Origin of the sequence: Streptomyces sp. NPDC014891, assembly GCF_043081085.1 — a bacterium.
Classification (GTDB): Bacteria; Actinomycetota; Actinomycetes; order Streptomycetales; family Streptomycetaceae; genus Streptomyces.
In genome coordinates this window covers 128,390-148,782 of the sequence record NZ_JBIBWF010000003.1, presented here as the reverse complement: position 1 = coordinate 148,782, position 20,393 = coordinate 128,390, and the positions used below count along the sequence as shown (strand labels likewise).

Sequence of the window (20,393 nt, the reverse complement as noted above, 5' to 3'; positions counted from 1 at the left end):
GGCACCGGCCCGCGGCGGGCACACCGTACTCACGGGCGGCGCTTCACGGACGGCTCACGGCGGGCCCTCGCCCCGCTCCCGCTCCTGATCCAGCAGGGCCGACAGGTCCTTGAGGCGGTCCAGGCCGTGCACCGCGCGGGAGATCCGGGCGTTGTGCTCCAGCGTGCCGCGGTGCCGGTGCAGGAAGTTCCAGTAGCCCGCGGTGAACGGGCAGGCGTCCTCCCCGACCCGCCGGTCCGGGCGGTAGCGGCACGGCCCGCACAGGTCGCTCATGCGGTCGATGTAGGCGCCGCCCGAGGTGTACGGCTTCGTGGTCATCCGGCCGCCGTCCGCGTACTGCGACATGCCCACGACGTTGGGGAGCATCACCCAGTCGTAGCCGTCGACGAAGCAGCGGTGGAACCAGTCCGTCACGGCGGCCGGATCCCAGCCCCGCTGGAGGGCGTGGCTCCCCAGCACCATGAGGCGCGGGATGTGGTGGGTCCACCCGGTGTCCCGGACCTGGCGCAGCACCGTGGCCAGGCACCGGGCCGACACGGCGTCCGCGTCGAGCTCGTTCCACCAGTCGGGCAGGGCGGCGGTGTGGCCCAGCTCGTTCGACGACCGGTAGTCCTCGCCGAAGTACCAGTAGAGGTGCCAGACGTACTCGCGCCAGCCGGCGACCTGCCGCACGAAGCCCTCGACCGAGTTCAGCGGCGCCTCGCCGGCCCGCCAGGCCGCCTCGGCACTCTCCACGCACTCGGCCGGGTCGAGCAGCCCCAGGTTCAGCGAGGAGGACAGGAGGCTGTGGCTCATCACGCCGTCGCCGGCGAGCATCGCGTCCTCGTGCGCGCCGAACCCCTCCAGCCGCTCGCTCAGGAAGCGCTTGAGGGCGGTCCGGGCCTCCCGGCGGGAGGCGGGGAACCGCCGTGGCCCGTCGCGGCCCACGAAGGAGACGTCCCCGTCCCGCTCCCAGCGGTCGAGGTCGTGGCGGACCTCCTCGTCGACGTCGCTCTCCCGCGGCTTGTACGGGGCGGGGGCCCCGAGGGTCCGCCGTCCCCGCGGCGGCGGCTCCCGGTTCTCGTGGTCCAGGTTCCACGTGCCGCCCGCCGGGCTCCCGCCGTCCATCAGGAGGTCGTGGTCGCGGCGGACGTGCCGGTAGAAGGACTCCATCCGCAGTCCGCGCTGCCCGTCGGCCCAGGCCCGGAAGTCGTCCTGGCCGACGAGGAACCCGCGCGGCGGGAGGACCGTGACGTCGTCCAGGGAGCGCACGAGGGCCAGCGCCGCCCGCGAGGTCGGATGGTGCACCGTCACCGGGCCCCGGCCGACCGCCGCGAGCCCCTCCCGGTAGGTGTCGGCCCGCACGTACGTCACCCGGTCGCCCAGTTCCGCGGCGCGGTGCCGCATCGCCGAGAGGATCAGGTGCGCCTTCGCGCGGTGGAAACGGCGCCTGCGGAAGACCGCCCGGGACTCGATCATCACCACGGGGGCCTCGCGCGACGGGCCCTCGCCGTCCCCCGCGCCGAGGAACGCCGGCCCCAGTTGGTCCCCGAAGAGCCAGTGCGTACGGGTCATGCCGTCTCGATCCGCTCGGTCGCCGTGCGGCGCCTCCTGGCGCCCCGACACGTCTTCGGCGCGCGGGTGCCCCGCGGATGCGGGGTCCCGCGGACGATCCGCCGCCGGGGCGCTGCCGCGTACGGCTCCGGAACGGCCGGCGACCGGCGCGATGCCGGCCGGCGGCGGACCGCGGCTCAGAAGGAGAGGAACCGGAAGAGGAAGAACAGCCCTCCGAGGACGGCGCCCGCGGCGATCAGCGCGAGCCACACCGTCGGGTGCTCCCAGACGCCGCCGTCGGCGCGCTCCTGGTGGGCCGAGGACGTGGACCCCTCCGCGGGCGGGGTCTCCTGGGGCGGTACGAGCGGCTGGGTCATGGCCTCTCCCAGGGGGTACGGGACGGCGTTGCGCCGCCGGGTCTCCACCGTCCCTCGATCGGCGGATGCCTGCCACGCGCGTCGTTCGTGCGTCGAAGCCCGGCCCTGCCGGGCGGCCCCGGGCCGCCCGGCAAAGTCACAGGTGGTGACCTGGGGATTGTGGGTACACGCTGGGACGAGTGCCCGGGGCGGAGAGAGCCGCCCCGCGACACCGGCCCCATCCGTCGAGGAGGCCTATGTCGGCAGTGCTTCCGTTCGCCGCTGCCCCGCCCCCGACCACGGGTGAGCGCCACCGTCCAGCACGAGGGAAAGGCAGCACGACCGATGACCGAGAGCCGACCCGCCACCACGACCGACTCCGGCGCCCCGGTGGAGAGCGACGAACACTCGCTCACCGTGGGCCCGGGCGGTCCGATCCTGTTGCAGGACGCCTATCTGATCGAGCAGATGGCGCAGTTCAACCGTGAACGGATCCCCGAGCGCCAGCCGCACGCCAAGGGCAGCGGCGCGTTCGGCCGGTTCGAGGTCACGCACGACGTCAGCGCCTACACCAAGGCGGCGCTGTTCCAGCCCGGCACCCGCACCGAGCTGGTCGCCCGCTTCTCCACCGTCGCGGGGGAGCGCGGGAGCCCGGACACCTGGCGCGACCCCCGCGGGTTCGCGGTGAAGTTCTACACGTCCGAGGGCAACTACGACATGGTCGGCAACAACACGCCGGTCTTCTTCATCAAGGACCCGATGAAGTTCCAGCACTTCATCCGGTCGCAGAAGCGCCGCGCGGACAACAACCTGCGCGACCACGACATGCAGTGGGACTTCTGGACCCTCTCCCCGGAATCCGCCCACCAGGTCACCTGGCTCATGGGGGACCGGGGCATCCCCCGCACCTGGCGCCACATGAACGGCTACACGTCCCACACCTACATGTGGATCAACGCGGCCGGCGAGCGGTTCTGGGTGAAGTACCACTTCAAGACCGACCAGGGGATCGAGTACTTCACCCAGGACGAGGCCGACCAGATGGCCGCCGTCGACACGGACTACCACACCCGCGACCTCTTCGAGCACATCCGCGACGGCGAGTTCCCGAGCTGGACGCTGCACGTCCAGGTCATGCCGTACGAGGACGCGGCGACGTACCGCTTCAACCCCTTCGACCTCACCAAGGTGTGGCCGCACGGCGACTATCCGCTCATCCCGGTGGGCCGCATGACGCTCGACCGCAACCCCACGGACAACCACGCCGAGATCGAGCAGGCCGCCTTCCAGCCCAACAACCTCGTCCCCGGCATCGGCCCCAGCCCCGACCGGATGCTGCTCGCCCGGCTGTTCTCGTACGCGGACGCCCATCGGCACCGCATCGGTGGCAACTACCAGCAGCTGCCCGTGAACGCGCCCGTCGTCGACGTCCACACGTACTCCAAGGACGGGGCGATGGCGTACCGCAAGACGTCCGACCCGGTCTACGCGCCGAACTCCAAGGGCGGGCCCGCCGCCGACACCGAGCGGTACGGGAACCCGCCGAGCTGGACCGCGGACGGCGAGATCACCCGGTCGGCCTACGTCTCCCACCCGGAGGACGACGACTGGGGCCAGGCGGGCACCCTCGTGCGCGAGGTACTGGACGACGCCGCCCGCGACCGGCTCGTCGACAACGTCGTGGGCCACCTCCTCAACGGAGTCACCGAACCCGTCCTGGAGCGCGCCTTCACCTACTGGTCCCGCATCGACGAGGACCTCGGCAAGCGCATCGCCCAGGGCGTGCGCGCCAAGGCCGACGAGAGGGACCCCAAGGCGGCCGACCAGGGCAACCCCGCCCGCCGCTCGATGCAGGACAAGGCCTGACACACCACGACGGCCGGTGGGCGCCCCTCGTCTCCGAGGGGCGCCCACCGGCCGTTCGGCGCTCCGGGAAGGGTCACCGCCCCGGCACGCCGGCCTCTTCCTCCCGCAGCTCCAGGAGGTCGGCCGCGGGAGCCGTGACCACCTTGGGAAGGGCACCCGGATGCTCGCGGGCGAGCCAGCCGACGAGCTCCTCCCGGACGGCGCATCGGGTCGTCCACAGGTCGTCGGGGTCCTTGGCCGTCACGATCGCCCGCACCGTGATGCCGGTCGGCGAGGTGTCCGTCACGGCCAGGTCCCAGGCGCGGCCGTCCCAGGTCTCGCACTTCGACAGGAACTCCTCCAGGTGCGCCCGCGCGAGGGCGACCGGAGTCGAGTGGTCGCAGTGGAGGAACACCGATCCCGTCATCTCCGCACCGCCGCGCGACCAGTTCTCGAACGGGCGCGAGGTGAAGTACGAGACGGGGAGGGTGACCCGCCGCTCGTCCCAGGTGCGGACCGTGAGGAAGGTCAGGGTGACCTCCTCCACGACACCCCACTCGCCGTCCACGACGACGGTGTCGCCTATCCGGACCATGTCGCCGAAGGCGATCTGGAAACCGGCGAAGAGGTTGCTCAGCGTGGACTGGGCCGCCACGCCCGCCACGATGCCGATGATCCCCGCCGAGGCCAGCAGCGAGGTGCCGAGCGTACGGAAGGACGGGAAGGTCACGAGTGCCGCGGCGGCGGCGACCACCCCGACGGCGACGGTCACCACCCGCATGATCAGCGTCACCTGGGTACGGACCCGGCGCAGCCGCGCCGCGTCGCGCGAACGGCCGGCGTACCGCGCGTACGAGGACTCGACCACCGCCGCGACCGTCCGCACCATCAGCCACGCGCCGCCGCCGATCAGGGACAGCAGCAGGACGTGGCCCACCGTGTCCGCGTGCTCCTTGAGCGACTCCTGTCCCCGCGCCGCCACCGGGTACGTCCATCTCAACAGCGCCGCCAGCACGACCACGTACAGCGGTGTGCCGCCGCGGCGCAGCAGCCCCCACAGCGGTGTCTCCGGATGCCGTCGGTCGGCGAACCGCGCCAGCATGTCCACCGCGCGGCAGACGACGAAGGCCGCCAGCGCCGAACCGCCGACGGAGATCGCCAGGCGAATAACGCTCTCCATATGCTCCCCAGTCGATAGTCGAACAGGCCGTGGATACGCCTCACCGCCGCCCGGTACGCCAAACATCGACCCGGGGCGACGGCGTCCGTCTCGCGGGGGTGCCGACCGGCGCCCGCCCGCCCGGGGGTTCACCCGGCCGTCCGGCTGCGGTGGCCGGGCGGGCGCGGATCGCGTTGCATGGAGAACAGCGTGAGAACAGCGCACTCCGCCGTCTCGTCGAGGGGGCTCCCCCGTGGTTGGTGAGGATCAGCAGGACCAGCGGTCCGTGCCCCGGGGGCTGGGGGACGCCGTGCTCGACGCCCTGTTCTCGCAGTCGCCCCTGAGCCTGCACGTCTACGACCGGGACCTGCGCCTGGTCCGGGTCAACAAGGCCGCCCGGCTGATGCGGGACTTCCCGGTCGACCGCTTCCTCGGCCGCCCCCTCGCCGAGATCCTGCGGTCCTTCGACCTCTCCGAGCCGGCGGCCGTGGAACGGGCCGCCCGCGGGGTGCTGGAGACCGGCACGGCCGCCTTCGACCTGAGCATCCGGGTGCGCGACCACCGCGTCCCCCCGGCCGAAGCCGTGGTCTCGGCGTCCGCGTTCCGGCTGCAGCGGGCCGACGGCACCGTCCTCGGACTGGCGGTCGCGCTGACCGACATCACGGCCCGGGCGAGGGCGGAGGCGGAACTGCGCCTGCTGAACGAGGCGGCCGCGCGGATCGGCACCACGCTCGACATCTTCCGCACCGCCGCCGAGTGCTGCGAGGTCGTGTCCCCGGCCCTGGCCGACACCGTGACCGTCGACGTCTACGACACGGTCCTGAGCGGCCGGGCTCCGACGGTGGACGCCACCGACCGGGACCAGACCCTGCGCCGCGTCGGCTACCGCTCGGTCGCCGGACCGGAGCGGCAGGGCGTCCCCGTCGTCGGCGAGGTGACCGTCTACCCGCCCGGCACACCCCATCGCGCGGCCCTCGACACCCTGGCCCCCAAACTGGTCCGGCGACTGCGCCCCGACGCCCCCTGGCTCGACACCGCGCGCCGCCGCGACGCCCGGATCGTGCGGGCGGGGGCGCACTCGATGCTCCTGGTCCCGATCCGGGCCCGCGGCGTGGTCCTCGGCCTGGCCTGCTTCTACCGCTGGCGCGACCCGGCGCCCTTCGACCACCGGGACCTGCGGCTCGCCCGGCAGCTCACCGCGCACGCGGGCCAGTGCCTGGACAACGCCCGCCTCTACGGGCGCGAGCGCTCCGCCGCCCGCATCCTCTCCGGGGGATTCGCCCACACCCAGGCCAGCGTGGGCACCGCCGTCGAACTGGCCCGCACCCACCTGCCGGCCGGCACGGGCGGCGGCTGGTCCGACGCCATCCCCCTCTCCGGATCCCGGGTCGCCCTGGTGGCCGGGGACACCACGTCCGGGACGTCGGGCCCGGGGGCGATGAGCGAACTCCGCGCGGCGATCGAGGTGCTGGCCGATCTCGACCTGCCGCCCGACGACATCCTCCAGCGGCTCCACGACCTCGCCAGCCGCCCCGGCGGCCCGCCGACCGGGACCGGCTACGAACCCGCCGACGGACCGCCCGCCACCTGCCTCTGCGTCGTCTACGACCCGGTGTCCCGGCTCTGCACGGCGGCGAGCGCGGGACACCCCCCGCCCGTCCTGGTGCACCCGGGCGGCGACGTCGAACTGCTCGACGTCGCCGCGGGTCCGCCGCTGGGACAGGGCCTCGCCCGGTACGGGCTCACGGAACGCGCCCTGCCCGCCGGCTCCACCCTGCTGATCTACAACAACGCCCTGCTGGCCGGGGCCGGCGGCAGGGAGTCGATGCTCGGCCGGCTGACCGGCCTGTTCGCCGCACCGCACACCTCCCTGCAAGCCGCCTGCGACACGTGCGCCGACGCCCTCGCCCCCGAGCAGACGCCGCGCGACGCCTACCTGCTGCTGGCCCGCACCCGCACGATGGACGCCTCCCGTACGAAGGCCTGGACCTTCCCCAACGCCCCGGAGAGCGCCGGGGAGGCCCGCCGGCGGGCCACGGAGCAACTCGCGGAATGGGGCGTGGACCAGGACGTCATCGACGACACCGCACTGGTCGTCAGTGAACTGGTCACCAACTCCGTCCGCTACGCGAAGGGACCGATCCGGCTGCGCCTCATCCGGGACAGCACGCTCGTCTGCGAGGTCACCGACGACAGCAGCGCCAGCCCCCACCTGCGCCGCGCCCTGAACACGGACGAGAACGGCCGCGGCCTGTTCATCACGGCCCAGCTCACCCGCCGCTGGGGCGTGCGACCGTCGGGCCGCGGCAAGACCCTGTGGGCCGAACGGAGCCTGCTGTCCGGCGAGGACGCCCCCGGGCGGGCCGCCGACGACGCGGTGTGACCCGGGGGCGAGGCCGCACGCCGTCCCCCGGGCCGGGTCCCGCCCACCCGTGACCACCGTCGTCGGCCGTCAGGGGTGCCCGCCGTCGTGCACGTGCTCCGTGACCCGGGGCGGGGCCGGGGCCGGCGGTCCGTCCTCCCGGCCGATCGGCCCGACGGCGGCGCCCAGGGCGTACGAGCCGAGGAACACCACCACCAGCACGGCGAGGAACCCCCAGACGGCGGCGGGCGGTCCGTACCGTCGCCGAGGCGTCCTTCCCGCTCCACCGCCCCGCGCCGCGGGCGACGTCGAGTCCCGGGTGGTGTCCACCGGCCCCCCTCCAGAGCACGAAGGGGCGCCGCAAGGCCGGGCGCCCGGAGGAGGAGTCGGATCGCGGGGCGCTCCGGTTCCGGCGGGCGGGAGGGAATCCCGGTGAGTGCCGTTCCGGTTCAGATCCGGCGGAGGGGACGGGATCCCGAGGGTTCCGCGGTCCCGTCCCCTCCGCCGGACGCTCCGGGCCCGGGCGGCCCCCTCCCCGTACCGGATCAGGCCAGCGCGGGAGCCCTCGTCGTGCCCCGCTGGGCCGGCACGGAGGGCGGGGACGCCGCGCCTCCCTCGCCCGCCGGCTCCTCGTCGCCCCGCAGCAGCGCGACCAGGGACGTGCGGGCCCTGGCGACCCGCGAGCGGACCGTGCCCACCGGACAGCCGATGGCCTCGGCGGCCTCGGCGTAGGGCAGGCCCAGGAGTTGGGTGAGGACGAAGGCCTCGCGCCGTTCCGCCGGGATCGAGTCCATGAGCTCGGCGAGGGCCACGCCGTCCTCGAATCCCGGCAGGCCGAGCGGCTGCGTGTGCTCGGCCTCCGCCTGCCAGTCGTCGCGGTCGGAGAGTCTGGGGCGGGCGGCGGCGCGGCGCAGGCTGTCGACCACGGTGCGGCGCGCGATCGACAGGAGCCAGGTCCGCGCCGAGGAACGGCCCTGGAACCGGGGCAGCGCGGCGATCGCGCGCAGGAAGACCTCCTGGGTGAGGTCGTCGGCGGCCTGGCGGTCGGCGCTCAGGTACGCCACGTACCGCCAGACGTCCCGGTGCAGGGCCCGGACGAACAGGTCGGCCTTCGCGGGGTCGCCGTCCCGCGCGGCCAGGGCGAGCAGCGTGGTCGCGGCGTCGGAAGCGGCGTCCGGCGTGCGGGTCGCGCGGGAGGGGGTGTTCGGTCCCTGGTGGAGGGTGCCGTGGGCAGGGGTCATCGCCACAAGTCCTTACGGGGCAAGGGAGGTCCGGCGGCGCGCGGGCGCGCGGCTGCGCCGGTGAAGGGGTCGCGGCCTGCCGGGGCGGCAGGCCCGGGGCCCGGGCGACGGCGGCGCGGAGGGCGCGCCGTCGCGTCGGGGAGCCGGCTGTCAGGAGGAGACAGCGAGGGCGCGCGGCGGACCCCGGGAGACGACGGAATGGGCGAGGAGCAGCCGCCGGGGGGCCCGCTCGTCCTCGGCGCGGACGCGCCGGACCCGCGGGCGACGCGGCGGTACGGGGACGACGGCGGCGAGCAGCAGCCGCAGCGGTGACCTGAACCGCCACAGCGGCAGGGAGCGCGCGAGGCGGAACGCCGCCCGCTCCCCGTACGCCAGCCAGAGACCGCTGAGCAGACCGGCGAGGAGGTGCGCGGACAGCATCCCGAGAGACGACGACATCTCTGACATCTCTGTCATGTCGTGGGCGACGGCCCCGGAATCCACGGGCGTGCCCCGCGCGGCCCCGTGGGCCGCGTCCATGCCGCCCATGCCCAGGTGCCCCGCGTGCCCCATGGCCGTGTGGGCCGCCGCGGCGCTGTCCGCGGCAGGTCGCCCGGGCGTCGGGGAACCCTGCCGCTGCGACCAGGAGAACACGGTGTGGAGCCCGGTCTGGACGGCCACCGTGGCCGCCGTCACCGCGAGAAGGCCCTGTTCACGCCCCGCGAGGACCCAGGCGACGCCGAACGTCGCCGCGAACGCCGGGCCGAGCACGGCGGCCGGCAGGTCCTGACCCGACATCAGCACGTGGCCGGTGGCCGCGAGCAGCACGCAGACGGCCGCGAACATCGCGGCCCGGGCTCCTCGCGCACATCGGCCTGGTGTCATGGCGCGCCCATCCTTGCACCCCTCCGGAGACACGGGGGCGGGAAGGGCGACCGCGGCCGCCCCCTCGACCTGTCGGGTCATCAGTACGCGACTGTGGCGCGGCCCACAAGAGCGCATCGGGAACTTCCGGCACCCGTGCCACGACTTCTCCACGGCGACGGCGGGCGGCCCGACCGTCGCACGGAAGGGGGAGCCACGTGAAGTCCGCAGGCAGGACGGCGGCCACCGGTACGGCGGCGGAGCCCGGGCACGCCGTGCCGCGCGGACTGACCGCGCTGCTCACCACCGCCATGGCCTTCTCGATGATGCAGCTCTTCCTCCTGGGGGCGCTCGGGCCGCGCCTCGTGGACGGTCTCGGCGTCTCCGAGACGCTCCTCGGCCTCACGACCACGGTCGGCTTCGGGACCGCCGCCGCCCTCTCCCCGGCCGGCGGCCGGGTCGTGGACCGGGTCGGTCCCCGGCGGGCGCTCGTCGCGCTGCTCGTCGTGTCGGGCGCGGCGCTCGGGCTGATCGGCGCGGCCCCCGGACCGGGCCTGCTCCTCGTGGCGGTGGCGCTGGGCGGGCTCCCGCAGGCCCTCGCCAACCCGGCGACGAACAAGGCGATCCTGGCGTCCGTCCCCGCGCCCCGGCGGGGTGCCGTCACCGGCGCCAAGCAGTCCGGGGTCCAGCTCGGCGCCTTCGCCGCGGGGCTGCCGCTCGCGGCGGCGGCGGGCCTGCTGGGCTGGCGGGGCGCGGTGTGGGTGGCGGCCGCGGCCGCCTTCGGCGCCGCCCTGTGGGCCCGGCGGGCGCTGCCGGCCGACCCGCCGCCCGTGCCCGGCGCCGCGCCCGGCGCACCGGCCCCGCCGGGCGGCCCCGTTCCGTGGCTCGCCGCCTTCTCGCTCTTCCTCGGCGCGGGCATCGCCTCCGTGAACACCTACGTGGCGCTCTTCGGCGTCCAACGGCTCGGCATGGGACCGGCGGTGGCGGGTGCGCTCGTCGCGGTCCTCGGCCTCGCGGGGATCGCCGGCCGGGTCGGCTGGTCCCGTGCCGCGACACCGGAACGCGCCCCGTGGTTCCCGGCCCTCCTCGCGGTCGGCGCGGTCGGCGCGGCCCTGCTCCTGGCCGCGGCGCTCCGGATGGGGCCCCTCGTATGGGTGGCGGCCGTGGCGGTCGGCGTGTTCGCCGTGTCGGGCAACGCCGTCTCCATGGTCCTGGTGATGCAGCGCTCGGCCCCGGGACGGGCCGGGCAGGACTCGGCGCTGGTCGCCGCCGGCTTCTTCGCCGGGTTCGCCGTGGGCCCGCCGCTGTTCGGGCTGCTCGCCGAGCGCGGCCGGTACGGCGCCGGCTGGGTCCTGGTCGCGGCGGAGTTCGCGGTCGCCGGGGCCGTCGCCCTCCTCTGGGCGGTCGGTGACCGGCGTACCCGGCGGGGCGGGGCGACGTGACGGGCACGACGGACTGGGCCGAGGACGCGCTGCGCCTCGTCCTCGGGCGGGTGGCGGAGACCGCCGCGCAGGTGGGCGACCGCTTCCCGCTGTACGCGGACCCCGACGACGGCCGCTGGACGACGACGGGGCGCGGATCGTGGACCGGCGGCTTCTGGGCCGGACTGCACCGGCTCCGCGCCCTCGACACCGGCACGGCGGCCGACCGCCGGGCGGCCGCCGGGGTGACGGCCCGCCTCGCGCCCTGGGCCGAGGCCGACACCGCGGCCCGCGGTCTCGTCCTCTGGTACGGCACCGCCCCGGCCGACGGCGCGGACGGGGCGGCCGCCGCCCTGCGCGAGCGCGCGGCGAAGGCCGTGCTGGCCGCCTGGGACCCGCGGCTCGGCCTGGTCCCGTGGGGCGCGGCCCTGGGCGGGCCACGGCTGCGGGCCCGCGCGGACGGCGTCCCGGGGCTCGTCCCGCTGCTGGCCGCCGCGGGGCCGGAGGGACGGGCGGCCGCCGCCGCCCATCTGCACCGCCATCTCGACCTGTGCCTGGACGGCCGGGGAGGCGGCGGGCGGCCCGTCCCGGCATGGCGCCTGGACGGGCCGCACGGGAGCCGGGCGGCCGAGGCCGACCCCGCGCCGGGCTGGACGCGGGGCGAGTCGTGGCTGCTCCTGGCGGTCGCCGACGGCCTGCTCCTGGCGGGCGGCGACCCCGCGTGGCGCGCCGACCGCCTGGCGAAGACCGCCGAAGTCCTGCTGCGGAGCGGGGACTTCCTCGACGGACCGGTCGTCCCGCCGGCCGAGGCCGGCGCCCCCGACGGGCCTGCCGACACGTCCGCCGCCGCCGTCGCCGCGGTCGCCCTGCTGAAGCTCGCGCGCGTCCCCGGCGTGGCCGGGGCCGCGGCCTGCGCGGACCGGGCGGAGACCGTCCTGCGCGGGCTCGTGGACGGCCACCTCACCAGGCCGGGCGGCGACCGGCCTGCGGGCATGCTGCTCGACGGCTGCTATGACGCCGGGACCGGGACGGCGGTCCGCCACGAACTGGTCTGGGGGGACTACTTCCTGGCCCTCGGTCTCACGGCGCTCCTCGGGCGCGTCGACCTCAGCCTGATCTGACGGCGCTCCTCCGCCGCGTCGACCTCAGCCTGATCTGACGGCGGTCCCCGCCGCCGCGCTCCGCAGCGCGCGCCGGGCGACCGCGCCGACGTGCTGCTCGTCGGGACCGTCGAGGATCCTGGCCGTCCGCCCCGTGCGGAGCAGCGCCGGGAGCGCGGTGTCCGGGCCCAGGCCGGCCGCGCCGAAGACCTGGACGGCCCGGTCCGCGACCTCCTGGAGCGTGCGGGCCGCCGCGGTCTTCGCCAGACCCACCTCGACGCGGGCGTCGCGCCCCTCCGCGACCAGCGCCATCGCCTCGTACACCAGGGGGCGGGTGCTCCGCAGCGCCAGCAGCGACTCGAAGACGTGCTGCTGCACCAACTGCCGGTCCGCGAGCGGTCCGTGGGCCCCCTGCCGGGCCAGGGCCCGGCCGCACAGCAGGTCGTACGCCCGCTGGGCCTGCCCCACCCAGCGCAGGGCCCGCAGGGTGCGCCCGAGCTGGAGCCGCTCACCGGCGATCGCCAGCGCCTGCCCGGCCTCGCCGACGAGCTGGTCCTCGGCGACCTCGACCCGGTCGAACGCGATCTCGTACTGGCCGCCGGCGCCCAGGACGGGCAGTTCCCGGACGACCCGGAACCCGGGGGAGTCCGTGGGCACGAGCAGCAGGGACAGCCCCCCGCGGTCCCCGACGGCGCCGCCGGTCCGGGCGAGCACGGTCACCAGGTCCGCCTCCGCGGCGTGCGACACGAACCACTTGCGGCCCGTGACCGTCCAGCCGCCGGCCCGCCGCTCCGCCCGGGTGGCGGTGAGCAGCGGTTCGGTGCCCGGGACGTCCGGCTCGGTCATCGCGTAGCAGGTGCGGAGACCGCCGGAGACCAGACGGCGGAGGTACGCCGAGCGGACCCGCGCCGAACCGTGGCGCGCCAGCATGGTCACGTCCAGCAGGGGCGCCGACCCCAGGGCCGCCGGGCCGTGGTCGCTGGCCCCCTCGGCCTCGGCGACCGGACCGTACGCGCTCAACGACAGTCCGCCGCCGCCGAGTTCGGAGGGCAGCGGAAGGGCCCACAGTCCCGCGGCCCGCGCCTCGGCACGCAGCCGCCGCCGCGCTTCCGCCGTGCCGGGCCCGCCCGCGTCCAGCAGCGCCTCCACCGGGAACACCCGGTCCCGGACGAACGCGGAGACCCGCTGCCGCAAGGGCTCGGGGCCGCCGTCCTCGCCGGCGCCCGTACCGGGCACGCGGGCGGATTCGCGGCGGGCCGTCGCTACGTCATGATCCGTCACTGTTTCCTCCGTCTTGGGAACTCGACAGAACACGCGTCCGACTGCCTGCCCGTGGAAGAGGTCGGGCGCACCCGTCCGCCGGTTCCCGCGAACGTCACAGACCCCTGCGCCGGCCACCGCCCGCGCGAGGAGAGGAGAGGCATGGCGTCACCAGCGACCCCGTACGACGCGGTCCGCCGCAGGCCCGACGGTCCGCGTCCGCTCGACGCACTGCGCGTCGACGTCGGCGGGCCCCCGGCCCTCACCCGTGTCGTCGCGGACCACCTGGGGCGCCTCGGCGGACGGGTGAGGAGCACGGACGCGGGCCGGATCGGCGTCGACGGCGCCGGATTCGCCCCCGTCACCGCCGACGCGGCCTGGGGAGCCCACGGCTCCGGCGTCGAGGACGAGGCCACCGCCCAGGCCGCCACCGGCGTGATGGCCGTCCACGGCCGCCGCCACGGCTCCCCGCGCGGTCTCGGCGTCGACTACCTGGCCACCGCCACCGGCGTGCTCACCGTCCAGGGCCTCCTCGCCGCCCTCGTCGCCCAGGCCCGCGGCGCCGAAGGCCCCCGCCGGGTGAGCACCACCGCCGACGGGGCCGGTCTGCTCGCCGTCTCCCAGTACCTGGCCGCGTCCGGCGCCGACGAGCAGGAGGCCGTCGAACTCGCCGCGGGGGGACCGCCCTTCACCTCCGCGGAAGGCGTCGTCTTCGAGCTGGAGACCCTCGACCCCGGAGCCTGGGCCGCCTTCTGGCGCGCTCTCGGGGCACCCGCCGACGCGATACGCGCGGGCTGGCGGCCCTTCCAGTTCCGGTACGCGACGGCCTGCGCGCCCTTCCCGCCCGCCCTGCACGCGGTCACCCGGCGGCACGGCATCGGGGAGGCCCTGGGGGCCGCCGCGACCTCCGGGGCCGAGGTGTGCCGGCTGCGGACCCTGGCCGAGCGCGCGCGGGAGGACGACGGGGCCGACCCCTGGTCCCTGCGCCCCCTCCTGCCCGCCGCGCCCGCGGCCCCGCGGCCCGCGCCGACCGCCGGGCCGCTCGCGGGCCTGACGGTGCTGGAGGCCGGCCGGCGGATCCAGGCGCCGCTCGCCGCCCACCTGCTCGGACTGCTCGGCGCCCGCGTCGTCAGGATCGAGCCCCCGGGCGGCGACCCGCTCCGCGGCATGCCGCCCGCCTGCGACGGCGTCTCCGCCCGATGGCTCGCCCTCAACCGCGGCAAGGAGGCCGTCGAGATCGACATCAAGTCGCCCGGCGACCGCCGCCGGCTGATCGAACTCGCCGCCGAAGCCGACGTGTTCCTGCACAACTGGGCCCCGGGCAAGGCCGCCGAACTCGGTCTCGACTCCGCCGACCTGGCGGCCGCCGCCCCCTCCCTCGTCTACGCCTACACCGGCGGCTGGGCGGACCGGATCGCGGACGCCCCCATGGGAACGGACTTCATGGTGCAGGCCCGGACCGGCGTCGCCGAGGCCGTCCGGCCCGCAGATGAACCGCCCGCCCCCTCCCTGATGACCCTGCTCGACCTCCTCGGCGGTCTGCACGGCGCCGAAGCGGTGCTGGCCGGACTGCTCCTGCGCGAGCGCACCGGCCACGGCGTACGGGTCGACTCCTCGCTCCTCGGCGCGGCCGACACCCTGCTCGCTCCCGCCCTGGACCGGGTCCGCCGCGGGGACGACCCGCGCCCGCCCGCCGGATTCCGGCGTCCCCTCCGCACCTCCGACGGCTGGGTCGCGCCCAGCGACGGCTGCGCCGCGGCCGCCGCCGCCCACGACCTCGGCGGCATGTGCACCGAGGACGCCCTGCACCGGCTGCGGTCCCGCGGCCTGACCGCGACCGCCGTCACCACCGACCTCGCCGCCCTGCCCCACGACCCGCGCCTGTCCGGCCCGATCGGCCGGGACGCGCACGGCGCCCCCGCCGTCCCCGACCCCTGGAGCCTCGCGTGACCGTCGCCCTCCCCGACCTCCTGCCCGCCGGACTCCGCCGCTCCTGGGCGGTCGACGGCACCTGCCCGGACCTCGACCTCTACAGCCTCTTCCGGGCCCGGCAGATCGCCGACCTGCACCGGACGGCCGTCCTCGACGCCAAGGGCGCGCTCTGCTACACCGCCCTCGACCGCAAGGTGCGCAGCCTGGCCGAGGGCCTGCGCGCCCTGGGCGTCCGCCCCGGTGACGTCGTCGCCGTCCAGCTCCCCGACCAGCGCAACGCGGTCGTCGCCGACCTGGCCGTCGCCGCCCTCGGCGCGGTCGCCCTGCCCTTCCCCGTCGGACGGGGCGCGAACGAGGCGGAGTGCCTGCTCCGCGGCTCGGAGGCGGTCGCCGTCATCGCCGCCACCGAGCACCGGGGCCGGGCGCCCGCCGCCGACCTGCTCGCCCTCGCCCCCACCCTGCCGGCCCTCCGGCACGTGGTGTCCGCCGGCCCGGGGACCCCGCCGCCGGGAACCGTGCCGCTGCGGGACCTGCTGCGCACCGACCCCGCCGGCTTCGTCGCGGCCCGCCCCGACCCCGACGGCCCCGCCCGCATCCTCGTCTCCTCCGGGTCGGAGGCGGAGCCGAAGATGATCGCGTACTCCCACAACGCCCTCGCCGGGGGCCGCGGCAACTTCCTCGCCTCCCTCATGCCCGACGACACCCCGCCCCGGTGTCTCTTCCTCGTCCCGCTCGCCTCGGCCTTCGGCTCGAACGGCACCGCCGTGACCCTCGCCCGGCACGGCGGATCCCTCGTCCTGCTCGACCACTTCACCCCCGGGGCCGCGCTGGAGGCGATGCGCGCGCACGCCCCCACCCACGTCCTCGGCGTCCCCACGATGATCCGGATGATGCTGGAGCACATGGAGCGGACCGGTGAGCGGGTGCCCGCGCCCACCGCCCTCGTCCTCGGCGGCGCGCCGCTCGACGAGGCCACCGCGGCCGCGGCCGCCGCGTCCTTCGGCTGCCACGTCGTGAACCTGTACGGATCGGCCGACGGCGTCAACTGCCACACCGGCCTGGACCACAAGGTCCCGCCCACCGACCGCTCGGGCGTGGTCGCGGGCCGGCCCGACCCGCGCGTCGCGGAGATCCGCGTCACCGACCCCGAGACCCACGAGCCGCTGCCCGACGGGCGGATCGGCGAGATCGTCTCGCGGGGCCCCATGACCCCGCTCTGCTACGTCGCCTCCCCGGAGCTCGACACCCGCTACCGCACCCCCGAGGGCTGGGTCCGCACCGGAGACCTCGGCTACCTCGACGAGGACGGCGTCCTGCACGTCGTCGGCAGGCTCAAGGACGTCGTCATACGCGGCGGGGCCAACATCAGCCCGGCCGAGGTGGAGCGGGAGCTGGCGGGACACCCGGCCGTCCGGGACGTCGTCTGCGTGGGCGTGCCGGACCCGCTCATGGGGGAGCGGCTGGTGGCCTGCCTCGTGGCGCGGGACGGCGGGCATCCCACCCCGGACGGCCTGGGCGCGCACCTGGCCGCGCGCGGGGTCGAACGGTACAAGCACCCGGAGCACGTCCTCGTCCTGGACGCCCTGCCCCTCACGGCCGCGGGCAAGCCGGACCGCGCGGCCCTCCGGCGGCGCGCCCTCGACGAGAGCACCGCCGCCACCGCACCCAGGCCGAGGTGAACGCGCGGGAGGGGCACGCCGGCCGCGTGCCCCTCCCCGTACGGTCAGGCCGTGCCCATGGCCTTCCTCAGTTCCGCGGCGGCGTTCCGGTACACGGCCAGCAGGTCCAGGTCCTCGCCCGGGTAGTTCACGATGCTCACCTGCTTCGCCCCCGCGTCCGGCAGCACGGTGCCCGTCGACATGTGCGCGTTGTCGAGGACGAAGGCCGGCTTCTTCGCGGAGAGTTCGGCCAGCTGCGCCGGGGTGACCGGCTCGGGGCCGTAGGTGCCCACGGTCGTCGCGCCCGCCAGCCCGGCGGCCCATCCGGTGAACACCTGGCTGACCACGGCCGGGCTCTTCCCGCCCGGCCAGGCCGACCGCAGCTCGCCGTTGAGCTCGGCGACCTCCTCGTCGAGCCGCGTCTTGAACCGCGCGGCGGCGTCCTTCGTACCGAACAGCCCGCCCAGCCGCGTCACTTCCGCGGCCGCCTTCGCGGGGTCGTTGTCGAGGTTCACCTCGACCAGCCGCGCCTTCGAGCCGGCCGCCTCCTTGATCTTCGCCGTGTACGGCTCGAAGGGGGCGTAGAGCACGAAGTCCGCCTTCGCGACGGCCGCGAGGTCGGAGGGCTTCGGGTCGTAGTCGGGTGCGTGGTGGACCGACTGCGGGACGATCACCGTGACGTCCTCGGCCCCGGCGGCCTTGGCGAAGGCTCCCTCCCAGGTGGTCGTGACCACCACCACCGGCTTGCCGCCGGCCCCCTTCGCGGCCTCCGGCGCGGGGGCGGCCCCGCTCCCGCACGCGGCGAGGAGCGGAAGGGCCGTGGTCAGTGAGAGGAGGGAAGCGATGCGGGTGGTGCGGACGCGGGTGCGCGCCATGAGCTGTTTCTCCGTTCGGGGAAGAGGTGCGCGGCGAGGACGACGGCCCCCGCCGTGAGGACGAGGACGGGGCCCGGGGGCCAGTCCAGCCAGAGGGCCAGCAGGAAGCCGGTCAGGTTGACGGCGATCCCGATGCCGACCGCCCACAGGGTGATCGACCACAGGGACCGGCCGAGGCGCCGCGCGGCCAGCGCGGGGAGCAGGGTGAGCGCGTCGACCAGCAGGGCGCCGGTCAGTTTGATCGCCCCCGCCACCGCCACCGCCACGAGCACCAGGAGCGCGGTGGTGAGCAGCCGGACCGGGACCCCCGACAGCTGGGCGAGCTCGCGGTCGTACAGCAGCAGGGCGACGTCCCGTCGCTTCCACCAGAACAGGGACGGGACGACCGCGGCGAGGACGCCGAGGACGACGAGGTCGGCGGTGCCGACGGAGAGGATCGAGCCCCACAGGAGGGCGAAGGCCCCCGAGGCGTTGACGCCGGAGACGGCGAGGACGAGCAGGGCCGCCGCTACGGCCAGACTCATCAGCAGGCCCATGGCGCCCGACAGTCCGTCGGGCGTCCGGGCCAGCGGGGCGACGCCCGCTCCGGACAGCGCGCAGGCCACCAGCGCGCACAGCATCGGATCGAGACCCGTCAGGAGCCCGACGGCGATGCCGAGGAGGGCCACGTGCATCATCGCGAACCGCACCGGCATGATGTCCAGACCCACGATGATCACGCCGATCACCGGCAGTCCGACGGCGGCCAGGAGCAGGGCGGCGCCCGCCCGCTGCACCGGCACGAGCTCCAGCATGGCACCGAGGTCGGCCGCCGCGAGCGCGCTCACCGGACCTCCCGCAGCCGCCCGGCGGCCATCTCCAGGACCCGGTCGCAGCGCTCGGCGAGCGTCCGGTCGTGGGTCACGACCACGAGCGTCACCGGAAGGGCGGTCAGTACGTCCGCCGCCTCCTCCTGCCCGGCGAAGTCGAGCGCGGCGGTCGGCTCGTCCGCGAGCAGCACCTGTGCCCCCGCCGCGACGGAGCCCATGGCCCGGGCCAGGTACATCCGCTGCAGCTGCCCGCCGGACAGCGTGTCCACCGGTCTCCCGGTCAGCGCGCCGACGCCCAGCCGCCGCGCGGCCTCCGCCGCGTCGGCCGGGGCGCCGCTGCTCGCCAGGAGTTCGTCGCCGCGCAGCGGGAACCGGCCGGCGGCCGGCTTCTGCGGGATCCAGGCGCAGGCCCGGCGCCGCCAGGCCCACTCGGCCGCCGTGCGGGCGGTCCGTCCGCCGACCTCGACGGTTCCGTCGACCCGGCGGTGCAGCCCGAGGACCGCGCGCAGCAGGGTCGTCTTGCCCGAACCGTTCGTACCGGTCAGCGCCACGCGCTCGCCGGCGGCGATCTCCAGGTCGACGCCTGCGACCGCCTCGGTGCGGCCGTGCCGGCACGCGACCCCCCGCATGCGTATGTCCAGTCCGCCCATCCCGTGCCCTTCACCGCCGGTGTGCCCGTGCGGTGGAGGAGTCGGACGGGAGGGCCGCCGGGTTCCCGCGGGCCGGCCGGATCCGCGGGCGGCTCAGCGGACGGGGTAGCCGTAGACGCGGCCCTGCTCCGTGAGGCGGGGGAGGAGCCGGCGGAGCGCCTCGACGGTCTGGGACCGGTCGCCGCCCGCGTCGTGGAAGAGGAGCGTCGGACCGTTGGGCAGCTCGCGTTCGACGGTGGCGACGATCGAGGCGGTACCGGGCCGCTCGAAGTCCTTGGTGTCGACGTTCCAGCCGAGGGGCCGCATGCCGTGCGAGGCGGCGAGCTTGCGGCTGTAGGGGGTGAAGGCACCGCCGGGGGCCCGGTAGTAGACGGGCCGCACGCCGCCGGAGGCCTTGGTGATCATGCGTTCGGCGTCGAGGATCTGCTGCTTCTGGTAGTCCTCGGAGGCCTTGTCCATCGCGGTGTCGTGCGAGACCGAGTGGTTGCAGAGCCGGTGCCCCTCGGCGACGACCCTCTTCACCAGGTCGGGGTGGGCCTGGGCCTGCGTCCCCACCATGCAGAACGTGGCCTTCACCCCGTACTCCCGCAGCACGTCGAGCACCCGGGGCGTCCACACCGGGTCGGGGCCGTCGTCGATGGTGAGGTTGACGCCCCGCGCGCCAGCCTCCGAGGCGTGGGCGATGGTGATCGAGACCGGCTTGACGGCGGTGGGCGGCGCTGCGGGCCTGCTCGCCTTCGGCGGCGCGTCGTCCGCCGGGCCGGCCTGCGCGGTCCACACCGAGGCGCCGGCGGCCAGCACCGTCACTCCCATGGCCGCTCCCACCAGCTTGCCGTACCAGCCCCGCCTGCCACCGTGCCGCGCCATGACCGCCCCACCCTCTCCCGCACTGCCCCACCGGTTTCCGATCGCGTCGCGACCAGGTGGGAGGACGGTGGCCGGCGGCCGGAGGATGCGTCCGTTACCGATCCCGGACAATTCCGGGACCGTACGCGCGGACGGCACGCCCGCGGGCGTGCCGTCTGTGTGTGGGGGGAGAGAGAAGCCGTGTGCGGCTCAGGACATGCGGCGCCTCATGTCGTCGCGCGCCTTCAGCGCGCTCTCGTGCACCTTCTCGATGGCCTCGCGGGCCTTGGCGGCCATCTGGTCGGCCTTGCCCTCCGCCTCCAGGCGCGTGTCGCCGGTCGCCTTGCCCGCGCCCTCCTTGGCCGCCCCCTCGCCCTTCTGCACGGTGCTCTTGCGCATGACCGCATTCCTTCCGTCGCATCCCACGTCGGGTCCGCATCTCTGTCTACGGACGCGACTGCCCCTGCCGCCGGAAATCATGCGGCGGCGCCGGGACGGCGGAT

The 20,393-nt window shown here is 75.8% G+C and carries 18 protein-coding genes; 6 read left to right on the top strand and 12 right to left on the bottom strand.

The features are described 5' to 3' along the window. Positions 1-54 precede the first annotated feature (54 nt). Both ACF09E_RS09045 and ACF09E_RS09040 read right to left on the bottom strand, forming a co-directional pair. Positions 55-1,554, bottom strand: a complete 1,500-nt coding sequence (locus ACF09E_RS09045; protein ID WP_392204547.1) for a cryptochrome/photolyase family protein — start codon at positions 1,552-1,554, stop codon at positions 55-57. Positions 1,555-1,730: 176 nt separating this feature from the next. After that, positions 1,731-1,910, bottom strand: coding sequence for a DUF6480 family protein (locus ACF09E_RS09040; protein ID WP_361860010.1), 180 nt, complete (start codon positions 1,908-1,910; stop codon positions 1,731-1,733). A 324-nt stretch (positions 1,911-2,234) separates the two neighbouring features. On the opposite strand from ACF09E_RS09040, the gene ACF09E_RS09035 reads away from it, so the two are divergent. Next, positions 2,235-3,755: a catalase gene (locus ACF09E_RS09035; protein ID WP_392204546.1), complete on the top strand. Its 1,521-nt coding sequence runs from the start codon at positions 2,235-2,237 to the stop codon at positions 3,753-3,755. A 73-nt stretch (positions 3,756-3,828) separates the two neighbouring features. Here ACF09E_RS09035 and ACF09E_RS09030 read toward each other — a convergent pair whose 3' ends face one another. Beyond that, a complete protein-coding gene (locus ACF09E_RS09030; RefSeq protein WP_392204545.1) occupies positions 3,829-4,914 on the bottom strand; it encodes a mechanosensitive ion channel family protein in 1,086 nt (361 codons plus the stop codon). 232 nt (positions 4,915-5,146) lie between these two features. On the opposite strand from ACF09E_RS09030, the gene ACF09E_RS09025 reads away from it, so the two are divergent. Next, a complete protein-coding gene (locus tag ACF09E_RS09025; protein ID WP_392204544.1) occupies positions 5,147-7,276 on the top strand; it encodes a SpoIIE family protein phosphatase in 2,130 nt (709 codons plus the stop codon). A gap of 69 nt (positions 7,277-7,345) precedes the next feature. Here the strand turns inward: ACF09E_RS09025 and ACF09E_RS09020 are convergent, their stop codons facing one another. From ACF09E_RS09020 to ACF09E_RS09010, 3 genes are all read right to left on the bottom strand, one after another. Next, entirely contained in the window at positions 7,346-7,585 is a 240-nt protein-coding gene (locus ACF09E_RS09020) for a hypothetical protein (protein WP_392204543.1), read from the bottom strand. 215 nt (positions 7,586-7,800) lie between these two features. Continuing rightward, the gene (locus ACF09E_RS09015) at positions 7,801-8,496 is read right to left on the bottom strand and encodes a sigma-70 family RNA polymerase sigma factor (RefSeq protein WP_392204542.1); all 696 of its coding nucleotides are present in this window, start codon (positions 8,494-8,496) and stop codon (positions 7,801-7,803) included. 150 nt (positions 8,497-8,646) lie between these two features. Further along, the gene (locus ACF09E_RS09010; RefSeq protein ID WP_392204541.1) at positions 8,647-9,321 is read right to left on the bottom strand and encodes a hypothetical protein; all 675 of its coding nucleotides are present in this window, start codon (positions 9,319-9,321) and stop codon (positions 8,647-8,649) included. A 236-nt stretch (positions 9,322-9,557) separates the two neighbouring features. Between ACF09E_RS09010 and ACF09E_RS09005 the strand changes: the two genes are divergently transcribed. After that, on the top strand, positions 9,558-10,781 hold the full coding sequence (locus ACF09E_RS09005) for an MFS transporter (protein ID WP_392204540.1): 1,224 nt from the start codon (positions 9,558-9,560) through the stop codon (positions 10,779-10,781). Then, positions 10,778-11,881 carry a sugar ABC transporter permease gene (locus tag ACF09E_RS09000; protein ID WP_392204539.1) on the top strand — a complete coding sequence of 368 codons (1,104 nt, stop codon included), beginning with the start codon at positions 10,778-10,780 and terminating at the stop codon, positions 11,879-11,881. The genes ACF09E_RS09005 and ACF09E_RS09000 overlap by 4 nt, the downstream gene beginning before the upstream one ends. A gap of 24 nt (positions 11,882-11,905) precedes the next feature. Here the strand turns inward: ACF09E_RS09000 and ACF09E_RS08995 are convergent, their stop codons facing one another. After that, positions 11,906-13,141 (bottom strand): acyl-CoA dehydrogenase family protein, encoded by a 1,236-nt coding sequence (locus ACF09E_RS08995; RefSeq protein WP_392204538.1) that lies wholly within the window; start codon positions 13,139-13,141, stop codon positions 11,906-11,908. A gap of 141 nt (positions 13,142-13,282) precedes the next feature. On the opposite strand from ACF09E_RS08995, the gene ACF09E_RS08990 reads away from it, so the two are divergent. Beyond that, entirely contained in the window at positions 13,283-15,070 is a 1,788-nt protein-coding gene (locus tag ACF09E_RS08990) for a CoA transferase (RefSeq protein WP_392204537.1), read from the top strand. Then, positions 15,067-16,731, top strand: a complete 1,665-nt coding sequence (locus tag ACF09E_RS08985; protein WP_392204536.1) for a class I adenylate-forming enzyme family protein — start codon at positions 15,067-15,069, stop codon at positions 16,729-16,731. The genes ACF09E_RS08990 and ACF09E_RS08985 overlap by 4 nt, the downstream gene beginning before the upstream one ends. Before the next feature lie 44 nt (positions 16,732-16,775). Here ACF09E_RS08985 and ACF09E_RS08980 read toward each other — a convergent pair whose 3' ends face one another. From ACF09E_RS08980 to ACF09E_RS08960, 5 genes are all read right to left on the bottom strand, one after another. After that, positions 16,776-17,585, bottom strand: coding sequence for a metal ABC transporter solute-binding protein, Zn/Mn family (locus tag ACF09E_RS08980; RefSeq protein WP_392204535.1), 810 nt, complete (start codon positions 17,583-17,585; stop codon positions 16,776-16,778). Beyond that, a complete protein-coding gene (locus tag ACF09E_RS08975; protein ID WP_392204534.1) occupies positions 17,534-18,412 on the bottom strand; it encodes a metal ABC transporter permease in 879 nt (292 codons plus the stop codon). The genes ACF09E_RS08980 and ACF09E_RS08975 overlap by 52 nt, the downstream gene beginning before the upstream one ends. After that, the gene (locus tag ACF09E_RS08970) at positions 18,409-19,044 is read right to left on the bottom strand and encodes a metal ABC transporter ATP-binding protein (RefSeq protein ID WP_392204533.1); all 636 of its coding nucleotides are present in this window, start codon (positions 19,042-19,044) and stop codon (positions 18,409-18,411) included. Before ACF09E_RS08970 ends, ACF09E_RS08975 begins: the two co-directional genes overlap by 4 nt. A 93-nt stretch (positions 19,045-19,137) precedes the next feature. Continuing rightward, positions 19,138-19,911, bottom strand: coding sequence for a polysaccharide deacetylase family protein (locus ACF09E_RS08965; RefSeq protein WP_392204532.1), 774 nt, complete (start codon positions 19,909-19,911; stop codon positions 19,138-19,140). A 189-nt stretch (positions 19,912-20,100) separates the two neighbouring features. After that, positions 20,101-20,289, bottom strand: coding sequence for a CsbD family protein (locus tag ACF09E_RS08960; RefSeq protein WP_392204531.1), 189 nt, complete (start codon positions 20,287-20,289; stop codon positions 20,101-20,103). Between the last annotated feature and the right edge of the window lie 104 nt (positions 20,290-20,393).

Excerpts from the sequence above, each read along its gene's own strand:
- ACF09E_RS09045 (WP_392204547.1), bottom strand. The coding sequence starts at position 1,554 with ATGACCCGTACGCACTGGCTCTTCGGGGACCAACTGGGGCCGGCGTTC.
- ACF09E_RS09040 (WP_361860010.1), bottom strand. The coding sequence starts at position 1,910 with ATGACCCAGCCGCTCGTACCGCCCCAGGAGACCCCGCCCGCGGAGGGG.
- ACF09E_RS09035 (WP_392204546.1), top strand. The coding sequence starts at position 2,235 with ATGACCGAGAGCCGACCCGCCACCACGACCGACTCCGGCGCCCCGGTG.
- ACF09E_RS09030 (WP_392204545.1), bottom strand. The coding sequence starts at position 4,914 with ATGGAGAGCGTTATTCGCCTGGCGATCTCCGTCGGCGGTTCGGCGCTG.
- ACF09E_RS09015 (WP_392204542.1), bottom strand. The coding sequence starts at position 8,496 with ATGACCCCTGCCCACGGCACCCTCCACCAGGGACCGAACACCCCCTCC.
- ACF09E_RS09010 (WP_392204541.1), bottom strand. The coding sequence starts at position 9,321 with ATGTTCGCGGCCGTCTGCGTGCTGCTCGCGGCCACCGGCCACGTGCTG.
- ACF09E_RS08990 (WP_392204537.1), top strand. The coding sequence starts at position 13,283 with ATGGCGTCACCAGCGACCCCGTACGACGCGGTCCGCCGCAGGCCCGAC.
- ACF09E_RS08980 (WP_392204535.1), bottom strand. The coding sequence starts at position 17,585 with ATGGCGCGCACCCGCGTCCGCACCACCCGCATCGCTTCCCTCCTCTCA.
- ACF09E_RS08970 (WP_392204533.1), bottom strand. The coding sequence starts at position 19,044 with ATGGGCGGACTGGACATACGCATGCGGGGGGTCGCGTGCCGGCACGGC.
- ACF09E_RS08965 (WP_392204532.1), bottom strand. The coding sequence starts at position 19,911 with ATGGCGCGGCACGGTGGCAGGCGGGGCTGGTACGGCAAGCTGGTGGGA.
- ACF09E_RS08960 (WP_392204531.1), bottom strand. The coding sequence starts at position 20,289 with ATGCGCAAGAGCACCGTGCAGAAGGGCGAGGGGGCGGCCAAGGAGGGC.